This is a genomic window from Hyalangium minutum, assembly GCF_000737315.1.
In the GTDB taxonomy this organism is placed as follows: domain Bacteria; phylum Myxococcota; class Myxococcia; order Myxococcales; family Myxococcaceae; genus Hyalangium; species Hyalangium minutum.
In genome coordinates this window covers 991,396-1,014,928 of the sequence record NZ_JMCB01000006.1, presented here as the reverse complement: position 1 = coordinate 1,014,928, position 23,533 = coordinate 991,396, and the positions used below count along the sequence as shown (strand labels likewise).

General features: G+C 68.9%; 19 protein-coding genes. 4 read left to right on the top strand and 15 right to left on the bottom strand.

Annotated features, from left to right (window positions below; genetic code table 11):
* Positions 1-207: 207 nt before the first annotated feature.
* The 8 genes from DB31_RS19550 to DB31_RS19515 form a co-directional block, all read right to left on the bottom strand.
* Complete coding sequence (locus DB31_RS19550; protein WP_044189731.1) at positions 208-945, bottom strand: hypothetical protein; 738 nt, start codon at positions 943-945, stop codon at positions 208-210.
* Between the two features lie 10 nt (positions 946-955).
* Positions 956-2,632 carry a hypothetical protein gene (locus DB31_RS19545; protein WP_044189730.1) on the bottom strand — a complete coding sequence of 559 codons (1,677 nt, stop codon included), beginning with the start codon at positions 2,630-2,632 and terminating at the stop codon, positions 956-958.
* A gap of 619 nt (positions 2,633-3,251) precedes the next feature.
* On the bottom strand, positions 3,252-4,271 hold the full coding sequence (locus DB31_RS19540; protein ID WP_044189728.1) for a radical SAM/SPASM domain-containing protein: 1,020 nt from the start codon (positions 4,269-4,271) through the stop codon (positions 3,252-3,254).
* Positions 4,268-5,629 (bottom strand): aspartate aminotransferase family protein, encoded by a 1,362-nt coding sequence (locus DB31_RS19535; RefSeq protein ID WP_044189726.1) that lies wholly within the window; start codon positions 5,627-5,629, stop codon positions 4,268-4,270. The genes DB31_RS19540 and DB31_RS19535 overlap by 4 nt, the downstream gene beginning before the upstream one ends.
* 12 nt (positions 5,630-5,641) lie before the next feature.
* A complete protein-coding gene (locus tag DB31_RS19530; RefSeq protein WP_044189724.1) occupies positions 5,642-5,992 on the bottom strand; it encodes a DUF1304 domain-containing protein in 351 nt (116 codons plus the stop codon).
* A 91-nt stretch (positions 5,993-6,083) separates the two neighbouring features.
* Complete coding sequence (locus DB31_RS19525; protein WP_052420097.1) at positions 6,084-8,582, bottom strand: hybrid sensor histidine kinase/response regulator; 2,499 nt, start codon at positions 8,580-8,582, stop codon at positions 6,084-6,086.
* Positions 8,583-8,587: 5 nt separating this feature from the next.
* The gene (locus DB31_RS19520) at positions 8,588-9,373 is read right to left on the bottom strand and encodes an alpha/beta fold hydrolase (protein WP_240486767.1); all 786 of its coding nucleotides are present in this window, start codon (positions 9,371-9,373) and stop codon (positions 8,588-8,590) included.
* Between the two features lie 203 nt (positions 9,374-9,576).
* Complete coding sequence (locus tag DB31_RS19515; RefSeq protein ID WP_157232064.1) at positions 9,577-10,002, bottom strand: trypsin-like serine peptidase; 426 nt, start codon at positions 10,000-10,002, stop codon at positions 9,577-9,579.
* Between the two features lie 709 nt (positions 10,003-10,711).
* Between DB31_RS19515 and DB31_RS19510 the strand changes: the two genes are divergently transcribed.
* Positions 10,712-12,508 carry a hypothetical protein gene (locus DB31_RS19510; protein ID WP_157232063.1) on the top strand — a complete coding sequence of 599 codons (1,797 nt, stop codon included), beginning with the start codon at positions 10,712-10,714 and terminating at the stop codon, positions 12,506-12,508.
* A gap of 11 nt (positions 12,509-12,519) precedes the next feature.
* Positions 12,520-13,257, top strand: coding sequence for a hypothetical protein (locus DB31_RS19505; protein ID WP_044189716.1), 738 nt, complete (start codon positions 12,520-12,522; stop codon positions 13,255-13,257).
* Between the two features lie 158 nt (positions 13,258-13,415).
* Here the strand turns inward: DB31_RS19505 and DB31_RS19500 are convergent, their stop codons facing one another.
* The 7 genes from DB31_RS19500 to DB31_RS19470 all read right to left on the bottom strand — a co-directional run bounded on the left by DB31_RS19500 (position 13,416) and on the right by DB31_RS19470 (position 20,793).
* Entirely contained in the window at positions 13,416-15,056 is a 1,641-nt protein-coding gene (locus DB31_RS19500) for a vWA domain-containing protein (protein WP_083968460.1), read from the bottom strand.
* 16 nt (positions 15,057-15,072) lie between these two features.
* Positions 15,073-15,984, bottom strand: coding sequence for a hypothetical protein (locus DB31_RS19495; protein WP_157232062.1), 912 nt, complete (start codon positions 15,982-15,984; stop codon positions 15,073-15,075).
* 104 nt (positions 15,985-16,088) lie between these two features.
* On the bottom strand, positions 16,089-18,020 hold the full coding sequence (locus DB31_RS19490; protein ID WP_044189712.1) for a methyl-accepting chemotaxis protein: 1,932 nt from the start codon (positions 18,018-18,020) through the stop codon (positions 16,089-16,091).
* A gap of 105 nt (positions 18,021-18,125) precedes the next feature.
* Positions 18,126-18,569 (bottom strand): hypothetical protein, encoded by a 444-nt coding sequence (locus DB31_RS19485; protein ID WP_157232061.1) that lies wholly within the window; start codon positions 18,567-18,569, stop codon positions 18,126-18,128.
* Positions 18,570-18,807: 238 nt separating this feature from the next.
* Positions 18,808-19,449 carry a hypothetical protein gene (locus tag DB31_RS19480; protein ID WP_044189710.1) on the bottom strand — a complete coding sequence of 214 codons (642 nt, stop codon included), beginning with the start codon at positions 19,447-19,449 and terminating at the stop codon, positions 18,808-18,810.
* Positions 19,450-19,459: 10 nt separating this feature from the next.
* On the bottom strand, positions 19,460-20,170 hold the full coding sequence (locus tag DB31_RS19475) for a hypothetical protein (protein WP_044189709.1): 711 nt from the start codon (positions 20,168-20,170) through the stop codon (positions 19,460-19,462).
* A 5-nt stretch (positions 20,171-20,175) separates the two neighbouring features.
* Positions 20,176-20,793: a hypothetical protein gene (locus DB31_RS19470; RefSeq protein WP_044189708.1), complete on the bottom strand. Its 618-nt coding sequence runs from the start codon at positions 20,791-20,793 to the stop codon at positions 20,176-20,178.
* A gap of 162 nt (positions 20,794-20,955) precedes the next feature.
* On the opposite strand from DB31_RS19470, the gene DB31_RS19465 reads away from it, so the two are divergent.
* Both DB31_RS19465 and DB31_RS19460 read left to right on the top strand, forming a co-directional pair.
* Entirely contained in the window at positions 20,956-22,356 is a 1,401-nt protein-coding gene (locus DB31_RS19465; protein WP_044189707.1) for a YncE family protein, read from the top strand.
* A gap of 45 nt (positions 22,357-22,401) precedes the next feature.
* Positions 22,402-23,523, top strand: coding sequence for a DNA alkylation repair protein (locus tag DB31_RS19460; protein ID WP_044189705.1), 1,122 nt, complete (start codon positions 22,402-22,404; stop codon positions 23,521-23,523).
* Positions 23,524-23,533: the final 10 nt, after the last annotated feature.

Genomic DNA, 23,533 nt, shown 5'->3' with positions numbered 1-23,533 from the left:
CCCACTGGGCGGCTTCCTTCCATTCGGCAGGAGTGACGTGGCCGTACATGAGGTAGGCCTCGAAATTGGCGTACCAGTCACGAGCGGGCCTGCTGCGGCGCAGTCCCGCCCTCGCGAAGGCGTAGTGGGCTTGGGTGCGCACTCCAACGCGGCGACCATGGCTGCCGTCCGGGCGCGCCGCGAAGACAGTCCTCCGTCTGGGGTGCGTCACAACACGTGGGCGGCGCGGGCCTCCTCCAGCGTGTACTCCCGCATGACGGTGCCGAAGGGGCCTGTTTTTTGGAGGAGCCACGCGCAGGAGCCGGGAGGCATGTAGAAGTCCTCGTCGAAGGGAGCCAGCCCCAGGTGGCGCAGATAGTCCTTGAGCATCTCGAAGGTGAAGCGGTCCGTCACCCGGCGCGCCTGATACCTCTCCACCTGCTCGAAGGGAAAGGGCTCACCCACATTGCTGAAGACCCAGCGGCCTCCATCATTGGAAGCGCCCAGGGCGCGCACATAGTTGTGGAGTTTCCCCGGCTGCTTCGGGCCGTACACATCCAGCATGACGGCACCATAGCGGCCTTGGTTCCCGCGCAGCGTGTGGGGCACGGCGACCACCCGCAGACACCGGATGCCTAGCCTCTGGGCCATGGCGCTCATGGGGCTGGCGGCATCCGTCCCAGTCCACTGGTCGGCGACGTAGGCTGTCCAGGCGCTGCGCGTCGGGATGAACAGGCGCCGCCGCCTCTCCCCACTGATCAGAGGCAGCAGGCTGGAGAGGGCTTGCTCCAAGGTGCCCGAGACGGGGAGCACCTCCACGGTGATGCCACGGGGCGTCATCACCTCTCTCTCCCACGTGGCGAAGGCTTGCGCCGCCTGCTCCGCCCCCAGCTCCAGAAAGCCCATCGTCGAGGTGACAGGCGCCCAGCGGTCCTCCAGCAGCAGTCCCTTCATCTCTTGCGTCATTCAGGCCCCCTCATTCCTCAGGCATGATGATCCGGATGATGATGGCTTCCGGGTCGTTGGCGGTGAGGCGCGACTGGTGGCGAGGACCACGGCCCGAGGTGGGTGAGTCGTACTCCACATGATAGCGCTGGCCCTTGTAATCGAATTGCAGGTCCGGCCTGTTGATTCCCACGCGCTGGCCGTTCTCCAGCGTGAGTTGCTGCTGGTTCACCCGAATGTTCTCGGCGAGTAGCTCATTCTTCACATACTCGATATCCCTCTGGAGTTGAGCATTCTGCCTGGGGCTGGGGCTAATGGGACGGGTTGTCTCGAGTAGGGCTGGCACCTTCGGCTTGACGGTGACGTCCTGACGCAAGCGTGGGCCGGCGGGCACCTGCGGCGTTGGGTTCTTGCCCGTGAGCGCTTGAACCAGTTCGGGTGAGGGCGCGAGGGTGCCCGGCGCCGGAGGGAGCGGTGCTGGCACCGGAGCGGGTTCTGGAGCAGGCGCCACAGCTCTCGCCGGAGCGGGCGGAGCCTCCACCTTGCCAGGGCCCACCGGCTCTGGGACACCCCACCCGGGCACCGGCCGCGTGGCGGTCATCAACTTCCCAGCGGCCACTCCCACCGCCAGCGCCGTGAAGAACTCCTGGGCCGCGCCGAGCCGGGACACCTCTTGCTCGGTGAACATCTCCTGGCCACTGCCCATCTGCCACCCGCGCTCCAGCGCGAAGTGCAGCGGGTTGACATCCCTCGCCAGCCCATACCCCCCCAGCAAGGCTTGAAGGGTTGCTGGGTGCGTCATGAAGTAGTGCTTGACGATTCTCCGCCGGTTCTCCCAGTGGGCATACCCCTCGGCGGCGGCGGCTCCTGTGCCCAGGCGCCGCTCCATGTCCTCGCGCTGCGCGGGGGTGAAGCGCTCGGGCGTCACCAGCGGCCACATGCGGAGGGCCTCGGGCACCGTCTCCGCGCTCATGGCCTCGGCGTACTTGCGCTCCCACTCCGACAGCGGGTGGCTCCAGTGAGCCATGTCCTCCCAGGGGCCCGAGGCCCACCAGGACTGGACGGCCCCGGGTTTCTGGAGCAGCAGAATCTGCTGAATCACGTCCCGCTCTCCGAAGGGGGTGAGCGCCACCTCCGAAGCAGCGGGCGCAAGCCCCTCCGTCCTCGCCTCCGCTGCGGATGAGGAGCCTGGGCCACGTGGTGGCAAGGCGCCTTGTGGACTGTGAGCGGACTGCTGCGCCCACGGGCGCTGAGGCGGGACGAGAGCAGGCGTGCGGGACGGTGTGCCGAAGCCGAAGAGGATTCCCACCCCGAGGGAGAGCACCCCTTCGCCTTGCGAGAGCCGCGAGGGCGGGAACGAGTACACGCCACCAACGCCCACCTCCAGGCCAATGCTTCCACGGATGGCGTGCACCCCGACTTCGCCCCCGGCGCGCAGCCGCGGAGGCCACCAGGGGCGGGGGGTGACGGCCACTCCACCGAGGGCCTTGAAGTACAGCGGCCCCTCACCCGTGAAGCGCGCGACCGCGTCCGTGGACAGCTCCCACGCTCCGGCGGAGGTGGCCGGGGGCAGCAACGTCAAGCGCGCCCCCACCCCCTGGCCTGCTTCCCACAGGCCCCACAGGCTCACGCTGTACGAGGTGCGCGGCGCCCAGGGGCTGCCCAGCGCGGTGCCCTGAGAGATACCCGCCCCCACAACGGCCCGCATCTGGCTTGTCTCTCCGGAGGCGTGCGCCCCGGGCGCGGCGAAGACTGCCATGAGCAAGAGGCTGACAGCCGCATGGAGCCGCGAGGGCTGACTCGCTCCCGGGCCCCTCATTCGGCAAGCCCTTCGAGGGCGGCGCCTCCGGCGCTGGCGCCGAGCAACACAAGGGACAGCGCTCTGGCCTTCCAGAGAATCCTCTGCCACGGCCAGCATGTGTCACCCCCTTCATGCGAGGAGGTGATCAGGCTAGAGGGCCGCCACGGAGAAGAGGAGGATCCGCCGGGCGGCGCCCGTGCTTCACCTCCAGCCCCCCTGCGGGGGCAGCCTCGCGCCCGACGCTGACGCCTGGGCGCTCGCCACGTCCCTGCTCCCTCCCCACGTAACGCCGCGCCGCTGCCACTGTCCTGCCTGCTGGGTTGCATCTAGCGCGCTGCTCCACCTTCCCGCGTGAGGAAGCAGGTGAGGCAACGAGCCGCAGCCTCGTGGATGAGCTTCAGCAGCGGCGCCGCTGGCCCCCTCTCAAACTCTCCTCCCCGGCTTCCTCCACCGAGTTCAAGCCAGCGAAGCAATGGGTAAGGTCGATCCAGTAGCTCCTGGGCCCCAAGCCTGAGCGCGCGGCACCTCACGCCGAGCGCATGCGCGTGCTCAGGTCCATCCAGCCCTTCAGTGTGCCCCCCTGCCCGAGGCTCTGGTTGAAGCCCCGGCAGAGCGTCCAGCAGTCCTGGCAGCCCCGCGCCGTCCCGCCCTCGCGCATACGCTGGAGGATGGCCGCCAGCGGCTCGTCCCGCACGTTCCCGAACCGGCGATCGATCTTCTCGATGCACGGGGACACGTTCCCCAGGTGATCGATGTTGAAGCTCTGCGTCCCCGCTTGGCACGCCGGGAGCTGGCTTCGGTCCGCGAGGAACGTGTCCACGCTCCCCAGGTAGTCGCGGAACATGCGGAAGTGCGGGTACTGCTTCCACAGCGACAGCAGTTGCGGTGACAGCGACACGTCCGGCACACCGTCCGGCGAGTCCTTCCCGCGCCGGTACCCCTGCGTGGAGATCAGCGTCAGGCAGTGGCCCACGTCATGCGCGGCGCTCTGCTTTAGCAGCGCCTCCAAGTCGTTCTGGTTGTCGCGCATCAGCACCGTCATCACGTGCACTTGACGGTTCCCGTGCGGCGCGTGCTTCCGGAACAGGTCCACCGCCTGCCACGCCCGCTCCGTGCCGCCCTTCAGTCCGCGCTTGGCGTCGTGCCGCGCCGCCTCCGAGTAGTCGATGGACACGCCCACCTGCGCCAGTCCCGCCGCAAACAGCGCCTTCACCTTCTCCTCGGTCACGAACCAACCGTTCGTGTACAGCAGCGGCACGTGGTGCTCTCCAAACGCCCGGACGATCTCCACCAGGTCCTGCCGGACGAACGGCTCCCCGCCTTCGATGGAGATGAGGAATGTGCCGATCTTCGCCAGCTCGGCCGACAGCTTGCGGAAGTCGTCCGCCGTCAGCTCCTCGCGAGGGTGCGCGCCGTTGGGCCAGAAGTCGCAGAAGGAGCACGTGGCGTTGCAGCGGTTCGTCACCTGCACCAGCACCTGGAAGGGCCGCCGCGCCACCAACCCCGCCGCGAAGCGCGCGTCCCGCCGAAGCTCGGCCAGGCTCATCGGAACGCTCCTTCCCGCTTGCGCTGCTCGCCCACCCTCGCCACCACATCGCGCAGCAGCGGCACCAGCCCCGTGTAGTCCCCCAGGATGCGCGCCACCGCATCCACCACCCGCTGAATCTCCTCGGACTTCACCGTCAGCGGCGGCTCCAGCCGCAGCACGTCCCACCGGTGCGAGGCTGGCTGGCACACGATGCCCTCCTCCAACAGCCGCAGCGCCGCCCACTGTCCGAAGACCTTCTCCGACACCTGTCCCACCAGGCTCGGAACCAGGCGGTTGAGCAGCCCGCTCTCGGTGGGCCCCAGCTCCACGCCCACCAGCAATCCCTCGCCGCGGATCTCCCGCACCAGCGGATGCCCCGCGAGCCGCTTCCGCAGGCCCTCCAGCAGCTCGGTCCCTCTCGCGGCGGCGTTCGCCACGAGCCCCTCGTCATCCACGATGGCCAGCGTCTCCATGGCCGCCGTGCACGCCAGCGCGTTGCCACCGAACGTGGTGCTGTGCAGATCGAACCGCTCCGTCCCTCCGTAGGCGCGCCCGTGAATCTCCGTGGAGGTGATGGCCGCGGACACCGGCACCGCTCCGCCGCTCAGCGCCTTGGCCAGCACCAGCACATCCGGCACGAAGCCCTGGCCCTGGTACGCGAAGCGCCGGCCCAGGCGGCCCAGCCCCGTCTGCACCTCGTCCAGCACCAGCAGGGCCCCGTGCTTGCGGCACAGCGCCTGTGCCTCCTTTAAATACCCCGGAGGCGGAGAGACGACGCCGCCCTCGGCCAGCAGCGGCTCCACCACGAACGCCGCGACCTTCTCGCGCCGGAGCACCCGCTCCAGTGCCTCCAGGTCCCCGAAGGGCACGCGGTGGCAACCCGCGAGCAGCGGCTCGAAGGGCTTGCGCATGCGCTCGGAGCCCATCATCGAGAGCGTGCCGAAGCTCGTCCCGTGAAAGCCTCCCTCGCAGAACACGAAGGCCGAGCGCCGCGTGGCCGCGCGGGCCAGCTTCATGCCGGCCTCCACCGCCTCGCCGCCGCTGGACGCCAGCAGCACCACCTCCAGCGGAGCATCGAGCCGTTGGCAGAGTGCCTCGCCCAGCAGCGCCGAGTGCTCCGTCAGGCCCACGTGGCAGAAGTGGAGCGCGTCCTCGGCCAGGAAGCGCTGCAGCCGCGCCATGAGCCTCGGGTGGTTGTGGCCCAGGTTCACCGAGCCGAACCCCGCCAGGAAGTCGAGGTACTGCCGCTCCTGATCATCCCAGAGCCACACATCCCGCGCCCGCGTAAACACCCGGCCATAGCCGAGCACTCCCAGCAGCTTCACGAAGGCGGGGTTCACATGGCGCGCGTGGCGCTCGATGGTGGGGTGGGTCACGGCGCTATCGCTCTATGAGACGAACAGCACGAGGCCCGCGAGGAGGGCCGGCGCTGCCTGGACGAAGAAGATGCCGCGGCTCACCGTGATGCCCGCGAAGGTTCCCGCCACCACGACGCAGGCCAGGAAGAACGCCGTGAAGCGGCCCTCGCCCAGAAAGACCGCCATCGCCAGCCCAGCGGCGAGGAAGCCATTGTAGAGCCCCTGGTTCGCGGCCAGGCTCGCGGAGGTCCGCGCTTCCTCGACCGACCTTTTGAAGAGGGCCCGGCCCAGCGGCTTCTGCCAGAAGACCATCTCCAGGACCATGAAGGCCACGTGTTCGGCGACAATGAAGAGGCAGAGCGCTGTCCCGATACCGTGCATCGTGCGGCACCTCCCACGCCGGCTCATGCCGAGCGGGCGGTGACTCTACAGGGAATCGAAGGAACCTTCTCAGATCCACCCACTCCCGGGCTCAGCTCCGCGCGGGACAGGCCTCGGGCACGGCCTCCTCGAGCGCCGCCCGCGCCTGCTCGAAAGCTTGCGCCGTAGACTTGGCCAGCGCCTTCAGCTGATCCGAGAAGCCCGCCTCCGCGCACTGTTCGAGTTCCTCGCAGAAGCGCGACAGCTGGGAGGCCCCAAAGAGCGCCGCGCTCGACCGGAGGCTGTGGGCATGCTCCCCCAACGCCCGCGCGTCCCTGTCCAGGACGCCTTGGAGCAGGGCCTCCTGGTGCTTACGGGCGTTCTTCAGGAAGTCCCGCGTCAATGTACCGAGCTCCTCCCGGTTGTTGCCGACGAGCAGCTCCAGCCGCTGGAGGATCTCCCTCTGGAGCACCGGCGCCTCGTTGGCGGAGGATGGCTCCGGGGAGGCGAGTTCCTGCAGCGGAGCAGGAGAGAGAGAGAGAGAGAGCCCCTGGGCCCTGGCGAAGGCGGCCCGCTCCAAGGCCGCGGCGAGCATCGGGAACTCCACGGGCTTGGCCACGTAGTCGTTCATCCCCGCCTGGAGGCAGCGCTCGCGATCTCCCTTCACCGCGCTCGCCGTCATGGCGACGATGTACGGCGACCCGTACTCCGCCGCATCGGCGCGCACCCGCCGGGCCGCCTCCAGGCCGTCCAGGCGCGGCATGTGGACGTCCATGAAGACCACGTCATAGGCCGCCTCCCGCATGGCCGCGAGCGCCTCCAGCCCGTTGCCCACCACGTGCGCCTCGTAGCCCAGGCGCTGGAAGACGCGCAGGTTCACCTTCTGGTTGATGGGGTTGTCCTCCACCAGGAGGACGCGCAGCGGGTGGCGGGCACCCAGGCTCTCGTCCACCTCGGTGCGGGGCGGGAGCGAGGCCTCCGAGCCCTCTTGCAGCACCACCTCGAGCGTGAACGTGGAGCCCACGCCCTCGGTGCTCCGCACGTGGATGTGGCCCTCCATCATCTGCGCGAGGCGCTGGCTGATGACGAGCCCCAGGCCCGTTCCCCCATAGTGGCGGCTGGTGGAGGAGTCCACCTGGCTGAAGGTGCGGAAGAGCCGATCCATGCGCTCGGCGGGAATGCCGATGCCCGTGTCGCTCACGGCGAAGCACACCCGCACCTCGGAGGGCAGGCCCGAGGCTGGCGCCTCGCCTCGCGACACGTGGACAGTCACTCCGCCCTGGTGCGTGAACTTCAGCGCATTGCCCACGAGGTTGAGGAGGATCTGCCGCAGCCGCATCCGATCGCCCACCAGCGTGTCCGGCACGGTGGGCTCGACTTCCTGGCGGCAGTACAGCCCCCGCGCCTCGGCCGAGGGGCTCAGCAGACGCACACACTCGTCCAGGGTCTGCCGCAGCGAGAACGCCGCGCTGTCGAGCTCCAGGGCACCCGCTTCGATCTTCGAGAAGTCGAGGATGTCGTTGATGATCGTCAGCAGCGCCTCGCCGCTGGTGTGGATGACGTCCACGTACTCCTGCTGCTCCTGGGACAGGGGCGTGCGCCGCAGGAGGTGAGTCATGCCGAGCACCCCGTTCATGGGCGTGCGAATCTCGTGGCTCATGGTGGCCAGGAACTGGGACTTGGCGGCGTTGGCAGCGTCCGCCTCGCGCCGGGCGGCCTCCAGCGCGAGGTTCTGCTGCTCCAGCAGCGCGAGCGTGTCCTGGGCTTGGGTGACGTCGAGGAAGGCCCAGAGCCGGCCGCGCGTGGGCCCTCGGCTGGCCAGCACGCAGGACACGGAGAAGATGCGGTGAGGGTTCTCGAAGCGCCACAGCACGTCCCGAAGCTCCGAGGCACCTCCCCGGAACAGGTGCTCCAGCTTCACCTCCAGCTCCTGGCGGTTCACGGCGCGCTCGCGCAGCGCGGCCATGGCCTGGGCAACGAGGTGCGCGGGCGCCTTGCCCGCCGGGAGCCCGAGCAGCTCGGCCGCGGGCTCGTTCAGCCATGCCTCGGCCTCCTGCGGGTTCAGGAAGATGAGCCCGCAGGGGAGCGCGTGAGAGATGGCCTCCACCCGCTCGCGCAGCCCGGCCGTCAGGCGCTCCAAGTCACTCTCGCGGGCGACGGTGACCAGCAGCCCACACAGGGCCTCGAGCCGGCCGCGCTCGTCCGGAGAGAAGGACTGGGTGCCCCGGCGCACGAGCAGCACGGCGCCGCGCCGCTCCTCCACGGACTCCCAGGGCACGAGCGCCACCGCCCCGCGAAGGGAGTAAGGCCACCCTGGCTCAGCCTGCTCGGGCTCGAAGAAGGAGCAGCCCTGCCCGCCCAGCACGCCCCGGAAGAGGGACTCTCCCACCGGAGGCAGGCTCGGATGTTGAGCGGGCGCGCCTCCCAGCTCGAAGAGCGTGACGGCATCCACCCGGCGAAGCGCCAGCGCCAGGTCCGCCCCACAGGCGCTCCGGGCGACCTCCAGCACGCGCTCCAGCTGCTTCCCATCCCTGGGGGAGAGCGCCGCCACGGCGGCAGCCACCCACTCTGGCAGTGAGCGCTCGCCGGGCGATGGAGACGCTTCCGCCATGGCGCTCAGAGTTCCGAGAGGATCTCCGCCAGGATGGCATTGACCTGGCCAGGAGAGGTGAGGTGGGGCAGGTGCCCCTCGCTGTCCACGACGACGAGTTGGCCCTGAGGGAGGTGGTGCGCCAGATAGCTCCCCACCTCGCGAGGCACGGCCAGGTCGCTGCGCGGCTGGAGGATCCAGGTGGGCAGCGAGAGCTTGGGCACCTTCTCTCGCAGATCCGCCTCGAAGATGACGCGCGCCACGCCGAGCGCCACATCGGGGCGGAGCGAGCCGAGCGACCGTGCGAAGGACTCCGCCAGCTCGGGCGTGGCGGACGAGCCCACCACGGCCCGGGCAAAGCCACTGGCCCAGGCGCCAAAGTCCGCCTCCATGGAGGCATAGAGCGCATCCAGGTCCGCCCGCTCGAAGCCTCCCACATAGCCTGGAGCGTTGAGGTAGCGAGGCGAGGAGCTGATGAAGACCATGCCCCGGAAGAGCTCGGGCCGGGCCAGTCCCGCCAGCAACCCCACCATGCCGCTCATGGAGTGCCCGACATAGATGACGTCTCGGGCGTCCACCGCCTCCAGAACCTCGAGCATGTCCGCGGCGTAGCCCTCCACGCTCGCATAGCGGTAGGGGCTGTAGGCCGCCAGGTTGCCGCCTGCGGCGCCCACGTGATCAAACAGGAGGATGCGGTGCGTCTCCGCGAAGGCTTGCACCTGCGCCTGCCAGACGGCCTGCGTGCTCCCAAAACCGTGGGCAAACATGATCAGGCTCTGGCCCTTGCCCAGAACCTGCACATTGTTCCTCACCAAGGCCGTCCGAGGCACCATCTCGCGTCAAGCCCCCCTCTTGGGTCGAGGCTCCATCATACCCAGAGGCTCCCGGAAGATGCCCAGCCTTTAGGGGGTGGCCGGCCGTCACGACAACGCGAGGCGCAACCAGCACCCCTGTGCAGTCAGGCAGCGTCAGATGACTGCCACCTGCCATCGAGTCATCGTTCGACCGTCCTTCCTCAATCAGGTGTTTCCGCACGACGGACTTCCTCGCGCAGCCAATCAAGGTGGCCATGAATGCTCGTGCAGGCGGCTCCTTCTCCAAGCCAGCGGCTGGAGATCCCCACAATCTCGGGCCCCTTCTCTCCCTGGCGAAGACAGGGTCCGCCACTGTCCTGCCTGTACTGATGCCCTCCCGGCTGCTCAATCAGGATCCGCTCATCCTCCGTCAGCGAGAGCCGGGTGATCTTGTTGGTGCAGAAGCGGCGCTCCCAGCCGAACACGTCAGCGACTTCGTCGTAGCCATATCCCGCGATGATGACGGAGTCACCCACCCGGGTGTCCTCATCAGCCAGAGGAATGCCCGGAGACTCCAGGGGCTTCTCCAGAAAGATGAGGGCGAGATCCGCACGGCTCGACATGACGCGACCCTGTTCATCGAGCATGACCTTCAACGCGGGGTGCGGTCGGGCCCTGCCCTTGTAGATCTTCCCCCGCGACCCCATCGTTCGGACCAAATTCCGGGCCCCTTCCTCGACCGGGGGTTTATAGAAGACCGTCTCCACCTTCGCGCCCTCGAAACAGGCTGACGCGTCAATGATGGCTTGACTCCCTTGACCAGGCGACGCTCCCTGCCTGCGCTTGCAGATGCAGTGGCCCGCCGTCGCCACGACATGGCGGCTGATAGCTGAGGTGGACCCCATCGTTCGGACCAAATTCCGGGCCCCGCTATCCGGACAGCGGCCCCGGGATCCTCCGGCGACAAGAAATCCCGCCGATGGGGCAGCACCTGCAGGCGAAGTTCTTTGAAGGACTCGTAGGAGAGGAATTCCTCCAGGGCGGCAAGCTTCTCCCAACGAGGCACCGAGGTGGCCGCGCTCTTCTACTCCCTGTTACGCGCAGCCCTCGCCGCCATCGAGAATCCCGGCCCCGTCACCCTCCCCAACAGCTTCGACAAGGGAGCTGGAGCCGAAGCACGGGTGCCACCCGGCGGATCCTCCTCTTCTCCGTGGCGGCCCTCTAACCTGATCACCTCCTCGCATGAAGGGGTGACACATGCTGGCCGTGGCAGAGGCTTCTCTGGAAGGCCGGAGCGCTGTCCCTTGTGTTGCTCGGCGCCAGCGCCGGAGGCACCGCCCTCGAAGGGTTTGCCGAATGAGGGGCCCGGGAGCGCGCCAACCCTCGCGGTGGCATGCGGCTGTCAGCCTCTTGTTGCTGGCCGTCTTGGCCTCGCCCGGGGCACAGGCCTCTGACGAGACGAGCCAGATGCGGGCCGTGGTGGGGGCAGAGGTTTCCCGGGGCGCTGCACTGGGTAGCGCGTGGGCACCGCGCACCTCGTACAGCGTGAGCCTGTGGGGCTTGTCGGAAGCAGGCCAGGGGCTCGGGGCGCGCTGGAGCTTGCTGCCCCCAGCCACCTCCGCCGGAGCGTGGGAGCTGTCCACCGACGCGGTGGCGCGCTTCACGGGGGAGGGGCCGCTGTACTTCAAGGCCCTCGGTGGAGCGGCAGTTACCCCCCGCTCCTGGTGGCCTCCCCGGCTGCGCGCTGGCGGCGAAGCCGGAGTGCACGCCATCCGTGGCGGCATCGGGCTGGAGGTGGGCCTTTCGGGCGTGTACGCGTTCCCGCCCTCCCGCTTCGCGCAAGGCGAAGGAGTGTTCTCCCTCGGGGTGGGTCTTCTCTTCGGCTTCGGCGCACCGTCCCGCACGCCTGCCCTCGCCCCGCCTCAGCGCCCGTGGGCGCAGCAATCCGCCCAGAGTCCACAAGGCGCCTTGCCGCCACGTGAGCCAGGCCCCTCCTCCGCGGCGGAGGCGAGGACGGCGGGGCTTGAGCCCGCTGCTTCGCAGGTGGCGCTCACCGCCTTCGCAGAGCGGGACGTGATTCAGCAGATTCTCCTGCTCCAGAAGCCCGGGGCCGTCCAGGCCTGGTGGAACTCGGGCCCCTGGGAGGACATGGCTCACTGGAGCCACCCGCTGTCGCAGTGGGAGCGCAAGTACGCCGAGGCCATGAGCGCGGAGACGGTGCCCGAGGCTCTCCGCATGTGGCCGTTGGTGACGCCACAGCGCCTCACCCCCGAGCAGCGCGAGGACATGGAGCGGCGCCTGGGCACGGGAGCCGCCGCCGCCGAGGGATATGCCCACTGGGAGAACCGGCGGAGAATCGTCAAGCACTACTTCATGACTCACCCAGCCACCCTTCAGGCCTTGCTGGGGGTGTATGGGCTGGCGAGGGATGTCAACCCGCTGCACTTCGCGCTGGAGCGCGGGTGGCAGATGGGCAGTGGCCAGGAGATGTTCACCGAGCAGGAGGTGTCCCGGCTCGGCGCGGCCCAGGAGTTCTTCACAGCGCTTGCGGTGGGAGTGGCCGCTGGGAAGTTGATGACCGCCACGCGGCCGGTGCCCGGGTGGGGTGTCCCGGAGCCGGTGGAGCCGGTGGGCCCTGGCAGGGTGGAGGCTCCACTCGCTCCGCCGAGAGCTGTGGCGCCTGCTCCAGAACCCGCTCCGGCGCCAGCACCGCTCCCTCCGGCGCCGGGCACCCTCGCGCCCTCACCCGAACTGGCTCAAGCGCTCACGGGCAAGAACCCAACGCCGCAGGTGCCAGCCGGCCCACGCTTGCGTCAGGACGTCACCGTCAAGCCGAAGGTGCCAGGCCTACGCCCGACGACCCGTCCCATTAGCCCCAGCCCCAGGCAGAATGCTCAACTCCAGGAGGACATCAAGTACCTGGAGGACGTGCTACACGCCGAGAACATTCGGGTGAACCAGCAGCAACTGACGCTCAAGAATGGTCAGCGCGTGGGAATCAATCGGCCGGATCTGCAATTCGATTATCAGGGCCAGCGCTATCAGGTGGAGTACGACTCACCCACCTCGGGCCGTGGCCCTGCACACCAGTCGCGCCTCACCAACAACGACCCCAAAGCCATCATCATCCGGATCATCATCCCCGAGGAATGAGGCGAGCCTGAATGACGCAAGAGATGAAGGGTCTGCTGCTGGAGGACCGCTGGGCGCCTGTCACCTCGACGATGGGCTTTCTGGAGTTGGGGGCGGAGCAGGCGGCGCAAGCCTTCGCCACGTGGGAGAGAGAGGTGATGACGCCTCGTGGCATCACCGTGGAGGTGCTCCCCGTCTCGGGCACCCTGGAGCAAGTTCTCTCCAGCCTGCTGCCCCTGAACGGTGGAGAAACCCAGCGGCACCTGTTCATCCCGACGCGCAGCGCCTGGACAGCCTATGTCTCCAGCCAGTGGACCGGGACGGATGCCGCCAGCCCCATGCGCTCCATGGCCCGGAGGTTGAGCATCCGGTGCCTGCGGGTGGTCGCCGTGCCCCACACGCTGCGCGGGGACCAAGGCCGCTATGGTGCCGTCATGCTGGATGTGTTCGGCCCGGAGCAGCCGGGGAAGATCCACAACTATGTGCGCGCCCTGAGCGCTTCCAATGATGGAGGCCGCTGGGTCTTCGACCAGGAAGGTGAGCCCTTCCCCTTCGAGCAGGTGGAGAAGTACCAGGAGCGCCGGGTAAGGGACCGCTTCACCTTTGAGATGCTCAAGGACTACCTGCGCCACCTGGGGCTGGCTCCCTTCGAGGAGGACTTCTACATGCCGCAGGGCTCTTGCGCGTGGCTCATCCAGAAGACAGGCCCCTTCGGTACCATGATGCAGGAGTACACGCTGGAGGAGGCCCGCGCCGCCCGCGTGTTGTGACGCACCCTAGGCGGAGGACTGTCTTCGCGGCGCAGGAGCCCCAAACGGACAGGCCTGTTCCACTCGGAACGGGGACAGGATGCGTCGGACTCCGGCTCAGCGTCCGCCTGGCGTCCTCGACCAGCTTGGCGAGACTCGGGAGCATGGAAGGGGCACGATTAGCGCACCACCGGCACGCGGTCGAAGTCCATCTCCGCCACGGGCGTCATCTTCTCGAACTTGTCCCCGCGCTTGTCATACGAGCGCGCCTGCTGGATGAGCTGCCGCAGCTCGCCCGCATCCTCGCGGGCGCGGATGCGCTCGGGCAGCTGGCTCCACAGCCGCAGCAGGTCCGCATAGGAGACGTTGCGAGCCCAGTACGAGCCGCGCAGCTTCTCCGCGAACAGCGCCACCACCAGGGACAGCTGCGTCGGCCCCGCGGCCGCCTCCAGGCTCTGGCGGACAATGGCCGTGGGCAGCGCCTTCTCCACCTTCTCAGAGCTGCCCGCCTCCAGCAGGGTGCCCGGGTCCTTGTAGCGGATGCGCAGCGTGGCGAGCGCGGGCGCCGTGAGCGCCTGGGCATCCCGGAACTTCACCTCATACAGCGCCGTGACGGTGTGGCCCGCGCCGATGTCGCCCGCGTCCACCTTGTCGTTGGCGAAGTCCTCCTTGTTCAGCAGCCGGTTCTCGAAGCCGATGAGCCGGTAGCGGGAGATGACCGCCTTGTCGAACTCCAGCTGCACCTTCACATCCCGGGCAATGAGCTGCAGCGTGCCGGTGAGCTGCTCCACGAAGAGGCGCCGGGCCTGCGGCAGTTGGTCCACGTACGCGTACTGCCCATCGCCCTGCTGCGCCAGCCGCTCCATCAGCACGTCATTGTAGTTGCCCATGCCGAAGCCCACCGTGGTGAGCCGCACGCCGCGCCGCGCGTACTCCTTGATGGACTCGAAGATGGCATCCGCGCCTGTAATCCCGCTGTTGGCCACGCCATCCGAGCACAGGATGACGCGGCTCACGGTGCCCTCGCGCACCTGGCTGGCGGCGATGGCGTACGCGACTTCGAGCCCAGCCTGGACGTTGGTGGCGCCCTCCGGCTGCAGCGCGTCGATGGCCGCGAGGATGCGCGAGCGGTTCGTGGCGCGCGTGGGCTCGAGCACCGTGCGCGCGCTGTCTCCGTACACGACGATGGCCAGCGAGTCCCGCGCGTCCAGCTGCTCCACCAGCAGCGCCAGCGAGCGCTTCACCAGCCCCAGCCGGTTCTCCATGCCCATGGAGCCGGACACGTCGATGGTGAAGACGAGGTGGGCGGGCAGGCGCTCGGAGGTGCTCACCTCGCGGCCTTTGATGCCCACGTGCAGCACGTGGTAGCCGCGGCGGTTCGGAGACGGGAACGCCTCCACTTGCACCCCGAAGGGCGCAGCGCCCGGATCCGGGTAGTCGTACTTGAAGGCGTTGATGAACTCCTCCACGCGGATGGCCTCCTCCTCCGGGAGGTGGCCGCGCGCCAGGTACGAGCGCGCCAGCGTGTACGAGGCCGTGTCCACGTCCACCGAGAAGGTGGAGACGCTCTCCTCCTCCGTGTCGATGGTGGGGTTCACCCCGTAGCTCTTGAAGTACATGTCCGCGAACGGCTTGCCGTTCACCACCGCGAGCTTGGAGAAGTCCGCCGGGCTGTCGCCGCGGGGGAGCGGTGAGGCCTCCATCGTCGGGGGCGGCTCATACGCGGGAGCCCGCATGGCGCAGCCCGCCCCCAGGGCGAGCACCGAGGCCACCGTGAGCGAGGCCAGCGCGAGCTTCTTCATCGTCAGGTGCGTCTTCATGGTGTCCCTCTCGCTCTCAGAGGCCCGTGGTGGAGACCGTCACCGGAACCCCGGCCGCTTCCACCGGCACCGGCGGGGACGATACCACCGCCTTCGAGCTCCTCCGCTCGGGGGCCGGGCGCGCCGCCACCAGCCGGCGGATCTTCCCCACCACTTGATCCGCCAGCTTCTGCGTCGAGGACTCCAGCATCTTCCGCTTCATCCACTGCGTCTTCAGCTCGCTGTGCCACATGTTGACGCGCTGCTGATCATGCACGCGCTCGTTCACCGTGAAGAGCAGCGTGCCCGTCTTCACATCGAACAGCGTGGCCTCCAGCACGCCCGCGCTCTCCAGGGTGTGGCCCGGCAGGAACAGCGCGCCCAGCACCGTGAGGTAGCCCCACGCCACCGGGTTCATGTAGCTGTCATCCACGAAGCGGTGCCGGTAGATGAGCAGGTAGTCACAGCGGTAGCGCGCCGCCAGCTCGCGCAGGCCGGAGATGCCCCGGTCCACCGGGAAGTCCGTGGACACCTCGCTGGCCAGCTCGAACTCGCCCGAGCTGTCCAGCGCCTCGGCCAGCGCCGCCGTCACTGCCGGCAGCGGCACGTCCATGTCCAGCGCGTACGAGCCCTGCACCGGGACGATGCCCACCCGCGCCTTCTCCTCCAGGAACACCGGCGAGGCCAGCACCTCGCGCAGCGACTCCTCCGAAATGCTCCCCGCGTTGTCCCGGCTGAAGCGGTTCTCCGTGAGGATGGGCGGCTCGGCCGGCGCCACCGCCGTCTCCGCGAGCGCGTACGCCGCGGGCAACATCGGCGCCTCGAGCGGCCGGTGGGCTGCGCACCCTGTCCCACACAGCAGGGCGAGCAGCGCCATATAAAGGAGGGGGCTCGAGGGCTTTCGAGGCGAAGTGCGGCGCGTCAGGGGATGCAGGGAAGTGTGAGACATGAGTCCTCCGGGCTTCCGGCCCAAAGGGGCCGGGACACTCGGCAAGGTCTCACTGGAGGGCCCGGGAAGCTTCCAGGCCGGCTCATTTCTTCCTCACGGTTTGCTCATGCGGGCCGAGTGGGCCGAGCGGGGTGGGACTCCTCCACGGTGAAGAAGCCCATGAGCTGATGGAGCCCCTCGGCCTGCGCCGCCAGTTCCTCGGCCATGCTCGACAGCTCCTCGGCGGAGGCGGCGTTCTGCTGCGTGGACTGGTTCAGGCTGAGCATCGACCGGTGGATCTGCGCCACGCCGGACGACTGGTCCCCAGACACGGTGGCCACGTCCTTCATCCGGTGCGCGGTCGAGTCGATGGACGGGGCCAGCTCCCGGAGCAGCATCCCCGAGCGCTCGGCGATCTTCACGCTCTTCGCCGCCAGCTCGATGATCTGCCTGGCCGAAGTCTGGCTCCCCTCGGAGAGCTTGCGGACCTCGGACGCGACGACCGCGAAGCCCCGGCCATGCGCGCCCGCGCGCGCCGCCTCGATGGTGGCGTTGAGCGCCAGCAGGTTCGTCTGGTAGGCGATCTCGTCGATGACGGAGATGCGCGAGGCGATCTGCTTCATCGCCTCCACCGTCTCCGAGACGGCCCGGCCGCACTCTCCGGCGTCAGCGGCGCCCTTGAGCGCAAGCCCCTCGATGTAGCGGCTGCTGTCGGCGTTCTGGGTGATGGAGACGCTCATGCGGTGAAGGTTCTCCGCCACCTCCTCGGCGGTGGCGGACTGCTCGCTGGTGCCGTTGGAGAGCGCCTGGGACATCGTCGACAGCTGCGCGGAGGCCGCGGAGAGCGCGCTGGCGCCCGTGCGCACCTCGCCGATGACTTGCGCCAGCCGGTGCTGCATCACTCGGAACGACTCCGCCAGGGCGCCAATCTCATCCCGGGAGCGGTGCTCGAGCTCCCCGGTGAGGTCCCCCTCCGCGATGCGCTTGGCCACCTCGGAGATTCTCGCCAGGGGCTGGGTGGCGCGGCGGACCACGACGACCACCGCGATGCCCAGCCCTCCGAGCATGCCAACGCCCAGCAGGAGGATGAACTGGCGCAGCTCGTCCGCTGCCGCGAGCACCTGCGCCATCGGCACGAAGACAGCCAGCGCCCACGGCGTCTTCGTCCGGCCGACCTGGAATGGGATGACCGCCAGGAGGGCGTCAGCGCCCAAGAACTCCGAGTGGACCCTGCGGGTGGACACGCTGGCACTCGAAATCGCCGCCTTCATCACCGCCTCGGCGTCCGAGTTCCCCAGAGGCTTGGCACGCAGCTGCTCCGAAGGATGGGCGACGTACCGGAAGTCGTTCGAGACCAGGACCGCATAGCCCGTGTCGTAGGGGCGGATCTTCGCGACGTCCTGCTGAAGTTGGCCCAGCGAGCGGTCCGCGCCCACCACCCCGAGGAACTTGCCATCGAGCAGGAGCGGCACGACGGCGCTGGTCAGCAGCGTCGGCTTGCCGGCGATGACATAGCTGTAGGGGTTCAAGAGGACCTCTCCCCTGCTCCGCTGCGGCAGGAGGTAGTAGTCGCTGGCCCCGCCCAGGGTCGTGCCCTCGTAGTCGACGCTGGCCTCGAAATGGATGTCCCCGGAGCCGCGGTTGAAGAAGGGGAGAAAGCGCCCGGTGGCGTCCGTGCCGGGCGTGTTCATGAAGCTCTTGTCACGCCCATCGAACGCGTCCGGCTCCCACACCGTCCAGATGCCGTGCAAGTCCTGGTTGTCCTCGAGGACTCTCTTGAGCACCGCCTCGCCCACGCGTCGATCGGGCGTCCCGCCGGCCTTCTGGGCCAGCAGCGCCTGCGCCACAATCCTGGAGGCGCTCATCACCTCATCGAGCCGGGTCTTGATGACCCCCGCGTGGTGCTCGGCCAGCTGGGCCGCGATGCGCGTGGACTCCTTTTCAGCCACCTGCGACAGATGGCGGTTGGCAATGAAGCCGAGGAGCCCGAGAGCCAGGGTGATGACGGCGCACAGTGCGACGAGCAGCTTCGTCGCGACGCTTCTTCGGAAGGGCATGGTGAGGCGCGGAAGTAGAGCATGAACGCTCCGCGACTCCAGTAGGCGTCCAGGTGACCGTCCGCACGTGCCACGGACGGCCGGGACATAGGCCCGGCGGCCTGCTCAGTAGTCGATCTCCATGTGCACCTTCACCACCGTGCCCTCGGGCAGCGCGGGGTTGGTGCGCAGGTGGAGGGTCAGCTCCGTGCTGCGCCACATGCTCGTCTTGAGCTCGAACTGGACGCGCTGCTCGGAGCGGAGGCGGTCGAAGTCCGCCCCGCCCCCATCACTGGAGTGAAGGTACCCAGACATCCAGGTGAGCTTGTCCGGCAGCTCGACCCACGTGGTGCAACGCAGGGTGAAACCGGCGCAGTACCGCTTGACCGAGATGTTCGCCAGGCCGCCCTTCGCCAGCTTCACCTCGAAGCTCATGGCCGCTCGGGCGTTGGCGCGCATGCTCCCGGCGTCCAACAAGTGTTTGTGCTTGTCGGCCATGTGCTCCATGGCCCGCGCGTAGAGCACATCCGAGAAACCCGCCATCGCATCACCGAACGTCGTCGTGGACATCTCCCACTCCCTGCGTGAAGCGCTGTTGCTGGGACGGAGATGTTGCAACTCGGAGGCCATGGGGCGCGCGGAGGCACGGCGCACGGCATGCCCTCCGCCCGACACGTCGAGCCCCACTCCCACGTGCCCGGTCGACACGTCGGAGGCGCGGATTCTGCGCGTGGGGCTCATCGCTCTGAAAAGTCTTCGCTGGCCATTCATGGGACAGACCTCCTGCGTACAGGGGCGTACCCCTGTGTTAGGCCCGAGCCACCGTGCCCGAGGGGGCTGCGGCCGGGCTCTCTGCAGGTTGGGATGCCTCCGCGAGTGTTTCGATTCGCAACAGCAACTCCTCGATGTGGCTTTTGTCCACATGGGAAGAGGCGGGGTTGCCCAGGTCCGAGAAGCGCAGCAGGGTGAGCTGCGCCGTCAGGTCCTCCACCAACCCAATGCTGTGCTCGAGCTCTGTCACGGCGTGCTCGTGAAGCCGGGAGAGCCGCTCTTTCACGCTTACGGGCGCGGTGAGCAGCGTGGCCTCCATCTCCTCGATGCGGCGCAGCTGGGAGCGCAGCCGGAGGATGAAGCGGTCCAGGAGCTGGTGCTCGCGGCCAGGCTCCGTGGCCCACTTGCTCTCCGTGGACACTTGCCTCCAGCCCTCCTCGAGCTGGCCCGCCACCTCATCCAGCCGCCGGGCCCGCTCGCTGCGGCGCTCTGTCGTCGCGCCCGGGAGGGCCTGCCCCGGCGACAGCATCACCGGGAGCATGAAGGGCCACAGCACGAGCGCGCCCACCGCCTGCCCCGCGCGCACCGCGAAGGGTCCTCCCGCGCGGCGCACGAGCACGAGCACCGCCGACGCCACGCCCAGCACGACGTATGCCTCGAGAATCCACAGTGCCGTCATGGCTCACTCCTCAGCCCAGCGCGTTGAAGGCCCAGAAGCCCAGGGCCAGGGTGAACGCCAACATCATCCAGGAGATGCGCGCGAGGATGCCGACGCGGAAGGCGTCCCCCTCGCTGAGCCTCGTGGCGGAGGCTCCCTGCGACTGCCGAGTAATATGCTCGGCCATGAGGCTGAGCAGCCGGTGGATGCGCGCGCCCGCCGCGCCTCCGGCCAGCAGGAACGAGGCGGTGAGCATGATCGGCCCGGCCCACTCGGCGCTGAGCCGCGTCATCAGATAGAGGGGCGCGGCGAGCCCCGCGAGCAGCAGTGAGCCCGTGGCCGCCGCGGCCAGGAGCGCCGCCACCAGCCGCGCCAGGGGGACGCGGGCGGCCAGGAGGATGCCCGTGGCGTAGATGGGGCCGAGCGACGCGGCCAGGGCCATGAGCACGTTGAGCGACGTCAGCGCGGCGGAGCCCCACCAGGCCTCCTTGCCGCGCGCGATGGTGGCCGCCGCGGCGAAGAAGCTGGTGCCTCCGGCGATGATGCCGGCCGAGCCGAGCACCAGGGCCTGGAGCCGCCGCGGATCCAGGAGCCGCTCGGTGATGGCGGCGGGGTCTCGCAGGAGATCCACCAGGATCGAGGGGCTGTTGGAAGCCGAGGCGTCCTCCGCCAGCGGAGAGCGATCCTCGGAGGTCCAGGGAACGAAGGGAGAGAGCTGCTCGGAGAGAGCCTGAGTTTGCATGGGAGCTACCAGAGCCAGGTGTGGAGGTTGAGGAGCGCGGAGTTGATCCGCAGCACGAAGACGGCACCGAGGGAGAAGATGAAGGCCCGCGCGAGCCATCGAGCGGAGCGGGAGCTGTCCATCGAGACGATGACGCGGGAGACGAGCGCGGCCACGGTGGACAGGGCGAGGCCGGGGACGAAGAGCAGGGGGACGGGAACCTCCAGATGGGACTTCACGGCGACCACGGCGATGAAGCCCATGAGCGGCAGGATGCAGGCGGCCACCACACCGGCCGCGAGCAGCCCGAGCGCGGTGGCGGCCAGCAGGGCACGGGTGGGGATGCACAGGCGCAGATAGATGGAGAACACGGCGGTGCCGGGGACGACGACGAGCAGGGCCTCGAAGACGGCGCGGAGCACATCGAGCCGAGGCACGAGCCGGAAGCCGGACAGCGAGATGCACCCGGCCAGCGCCGAGGCCGCCGCCACGAGGAAGATGCCGAGCGTGGCCGGAGCCAGGGTGGCGGCAAAGGGACGGCGGGACAGCTCCAGCGCCGAGCGCGCGGGCCTGTCCAGCAGGCGCAGCAGTGAGTCAATGAGGTTCGGACGGTCCACCGTCGTCACCAGGGTTGTCGAGCCCATGGGGCCTCCTTCGAGGGCGCTTCAGCGCGCCGCTGGCGGGAGAGAGCAAGCGCCGTGCCCCACCGTTCCCCGAGGGGAGAGCTGCCGAGCGCCCCCGCGAACCCAGGGAGCCAGCAACCGAGGTATGTAACGCCTTACCCAGATGCCCCTTCGAGGTACTTCATGTCGCGTTGGAAGCGAACCCTGCTGTCGCTGAGTGTGGGCGCCCTGCTGGCGTCCTGCGGTGGAGGCACGACCCCGACCCCCGAGCCCGAGCCCGAGCCCGAGCCCGAGCCCAGGCCCGAGGTGATGAAGCCCACGCTCTTCATGGGCGCCGAGGGCACGCTGGTGGCCTATGACGTCGAGACGGGCCAGAAACGCCCCGGTCTGGTGGCCGAGGTCTCCAGCCCGTCGGATCTCCAGGTGCTGGAGGACGCCACGGTGCTCGTGAACCTCACCGTGCGCAACGAGGTGCTCGTGGTGGATGGGCGCACCCTGCAGGAGCGCGCTCGGATTCCTTCGAGGGGCGAGCGTCCGAACCACTCGTACGTGAGCCCCACACGCAACGGGAAGCGCTACTGGCTGACGCTCAACGACGGGCTGAGCAGCCAGCCGGAGTCCAGCTCGGCGCTCTTCGTGGATGCGACGCCGGGCAGCGCCACGTACTTGCAGGCGGTGGGCGAGGTGCGCCTGGGCAAGGGGCACCACAAGGCCACCTTCAGCAGCACGCGCGAGCGCGTCATCATCAGCAACCTCGCGGACTGCGATGACGTGCTGAGCGTCTATGACTACTCGGACGTGAAGAACGTGCAGAAGGTGCTGACGCTGTCGGCGGGGGCGCTCGGGATCGCATGCTCGCTGACTGCACAGGTGACGCCGCACGGGTGTGCCACGTCGAAGGTGTCTGGCCGGGCCTACTGCAACCTCACGGGCCCGGGAGTGATTGCCGCCGTGGACCTGGACGCGACGCCGCCCACGGCGAAGCTGATCTACACCGGGGGCAAGGGGGGCGGGCACACCGTGGCCAGCGCGGATGGGCGCTTCATCTACACGGTGCAGGACCAGCCGCGCGAGGGCAGTGCCACCCACGCGGGCGCTCCGTGCCAGGTGGGCCAGCTCGTGATGGTGGACACCAGCTCGGACAACCTCGCGGGCCAGGTGCCGCTGCTCTACCGCGGGCCCTCGTGCGCCAGTCCCCTCGCGGGCACGGATGAGGCGAAGGCCACGGCCTCCCACCTGCTCCTGAGCCGGGATGGGAAGACGCTGTACATCACTCCCTCGGGAGCCTTCGATGATGTGGCCTCGCGCGTGCGGCAGGAGCTGGTGCTGGACCTGTCGCAGCCCTACTCACCGGCGCAGAAGCCCTCCATCGCGGTGGGTGGCAGCGTGCAATCGCACCCGGTGGCGCTGTCCTCGGAGGGGCGGTACCTCTTCGTCTCCAACAACGTGGACAACACGCTGAGCCAGATCGACACCACCACGAACACCGTGGTGTCCACCCTGAACCTGCCCACGAACGCCAAGACGATGAGCCTCTTCAGCTCCGCCGACGGGCCGAGCGAGCACGTGGGCTCCATCCGCTGACGCGGGTGGTGGAGCCCGCTGGAACGCGGTAGACCGCTCCCGGCCATGGCCGAATCCCTCAAGACGTTCTTCAACGAGGAGGCGGTGCGGCGCATTGCCGCCATGCTGCGCACCGCCCACCCCTCCTTCCCCGAGCGCCGCTTCGTCGCCGAGGCCTCCGAAGGGCTGGAGGCCCTCGAGCTGATGGACCGCGCGCGCCACATCATGCGCGCCATGCACCGTGCGCTGCCCCAGGACTTCGAGCACACGGCGCGCATCCTCCAGGGCTCGCTCGGGCCGCCGCTGGAGGGCACCGAAAGCCATGGCATGTCCGTGTTCCTCTACCTGCCCCACTCCCTCTATGTGGCCGAGCACGGGCTGGAGCACTTCGAGCCCGCCATGCACCTGCAGCGAGCGCTCACCCAGCGCTTCACCGCCGAGTTCTGCATCCGCCCCTACCTCGAGCGCTACCCGAAGGAGACGCTCGCGCGGCTGCGCCAGTGGGCGGCGGATGCGAACGTGCACGTGCGGCGCCTCGTCTCCGAGGGCACCCGGCCGCGCCTGCCCTGGGCGTCCCGGCTGCGCGCGTTCCAGGAGGATCCTCGGCCGGTGCTCGAGCTGCTCGAGCTGCTCAAGGACGACCCCGAGCTCTACGTGCGCCGCTCGGTGGCCAACAACCTCAACGACATCGGCAAGGACCACCCGGAGCTGCTCGTGGCCACCTGCGAGCGCTGGAGCCGAGGCGCCTCTCCCGAGCGCCAGTGGATCGTCCGTCATGCCCTGCGCTCGGCCGTGAAGCGCGGCGACCGCGGAGCCCTGGCCGTGCTGGGCTTCGAGGGCCCCGCCGCGCTCGAGGTCACCGCCACCTTCCACCCGCGCCGCGTGCGCCTGGGCCAGTCCGTGCAGGTGCAACTCCACGTGGAGAACCGCTCCTCGGAGCGCCAGAAGGCCGTGGTGGACTTGGCCGTGCACTTCATCAAGGCCAACGGGGCTTCCCGCCCCAAGGTCTTCAAGGTGCGCAAGGTGGAACTGGCGCCCGGTGCCTCCACCACGCTGGAGAAGACTGTGTCTCTCGAGACTCTCACCACGCGCCAGCACTACCCGGGCTCGCACCGCGTCGAGGCGCTCATCAACGGAGCTGCCACCCCCGTGGGCGCTTTCACCGTCTCCGCCGCGGCCCGGACCTGAGGAAGCGTCA

Excerpts from the sequence above, each read along its gene's own strand:
- DB31_RS19550 (WP_044189731.1), bottom strand. The coding sequence starts at position 945 with ATGACGCAAGAGATGAAGGGACTGCTGCTGGAGGACCGCTGGGCGCCT.
- DB31_RS19545 (WP_044189730.1), bottom strand. The coding sequence starts at position 2,632 with ATGCGGGCCGTTGTGGGGGCGGGTATCTCTCAGGGCACCGCGCTGGGC.
- DB31_RS19540 (WP_044189728.1), bottom strand. The coding sequence starts at position 4,271 with ATGAGCCTGGCCGAGCTTCGGCGGGACGCGCGCTTCGCGGCGGGGTTG.
- DB31_RS19530 (WP_044189724.1), bottom strand. The coding sequence starts at position 5,992 with ATGCACGGTATCGGGACAGCGCTCTGCCTCTTCATTGTCGCCGAACAC.
- DB31_RS19525 (WP_052420097.1), bottom strand. The coding sequence starts at position 8,582 with ATGGCGGAAGCGTCTCCATCGCCCGGCGAGCGCTCACTGCCAGAGTGG.
- DB31_RS19515 (WP_157232064.1), bottom strand. The coding sequence starts at position 10,002 with ATGCTCGATGAACAGGGTCGCGTCATGTCGAGCCGTGCGGATCTCGCC.
- DB31_RS19510 (WP_157232063.1), top strand. The coding sequence starts at position 10,712 with ATGAGGGGCCCGGGAGCGCGCCAACCCTCGCGGTGGCATGCGGCTGTC.
- DB31_RS19505 (WP_044189716.1), top strand. The coding sequence starts at position 12,520 with ATGACGCAAGAGATGAAGGGTCTGCTGCTGGAGGACCGCTGGGCGCCT.
- DB31_RS19500 (WP_083968460.1), bottom strand. The coding sequence starts at position 15,056 with ATGAAGACGCACCTGACGATGAAGAAGCTCGCGCTGGCCTCGCTCACG.
- DB31_RS19495 (WP_157232062.1), bottom strand. The coding sequence starts at position 15,984 with ATGTCTCACACTTCCCTGCATCCCCTGACGCGCCGCACTTCGCCTCGA.
- DB31_RS19490 (WP_044189712.1), bottom strand. The coding sequence starts at position 18,020 with ATGCCCTTCCGAAGAAGCGTCGCGACGAAGCTGCTCGTCGCACTGTGC.
- DB31_RS19485 (WP_157232061.1), bottom strand. The coding sequence starts at position 18,569 with ATGTCCACGACGACGTTCGGTGATGCGATGGCGGGTTTCTCGGATGTG.
- DB31_RS19480 (WP_044189710.1), bottom strand. The coding sequence starts at position 19,449 with ATGACGGCACTGTGGATTCTCGAGGCATACGTCGTGCTGGGCGTGGCG.
- DB31_RS19475 (WP_044189709.1), bottom strand. The coding sequence starts at position 20,170 with ATGCAAACTCAGGCTCTCTCCGAGCAGCTCTCTCCCTTCGTTCCCTGG.
- DB31_RS19470 (WP_044189708.1), bottom strand. The coding sequence starts at position 20,793 with ATGGGCTCGACAACCCTGGTGACGACGGTGGACCGTCCGAACCTCATT.
- DB31_RS19465 (WP_044189707.1), top strand. The coding sequence starts at position 20,956 with ATGTCGCGTTGGAAGCGAACCCTGCTGTCGCTGAGTGTGGGCGCCCTG.
- DB31_RS19460 (WP_044189705.1), top strand. The coding sequence starts at position 22,402 with ATGGCCGAATCCCTCAAGACGTTCTTCAACGAGGAGGCGGTGCGGCGC.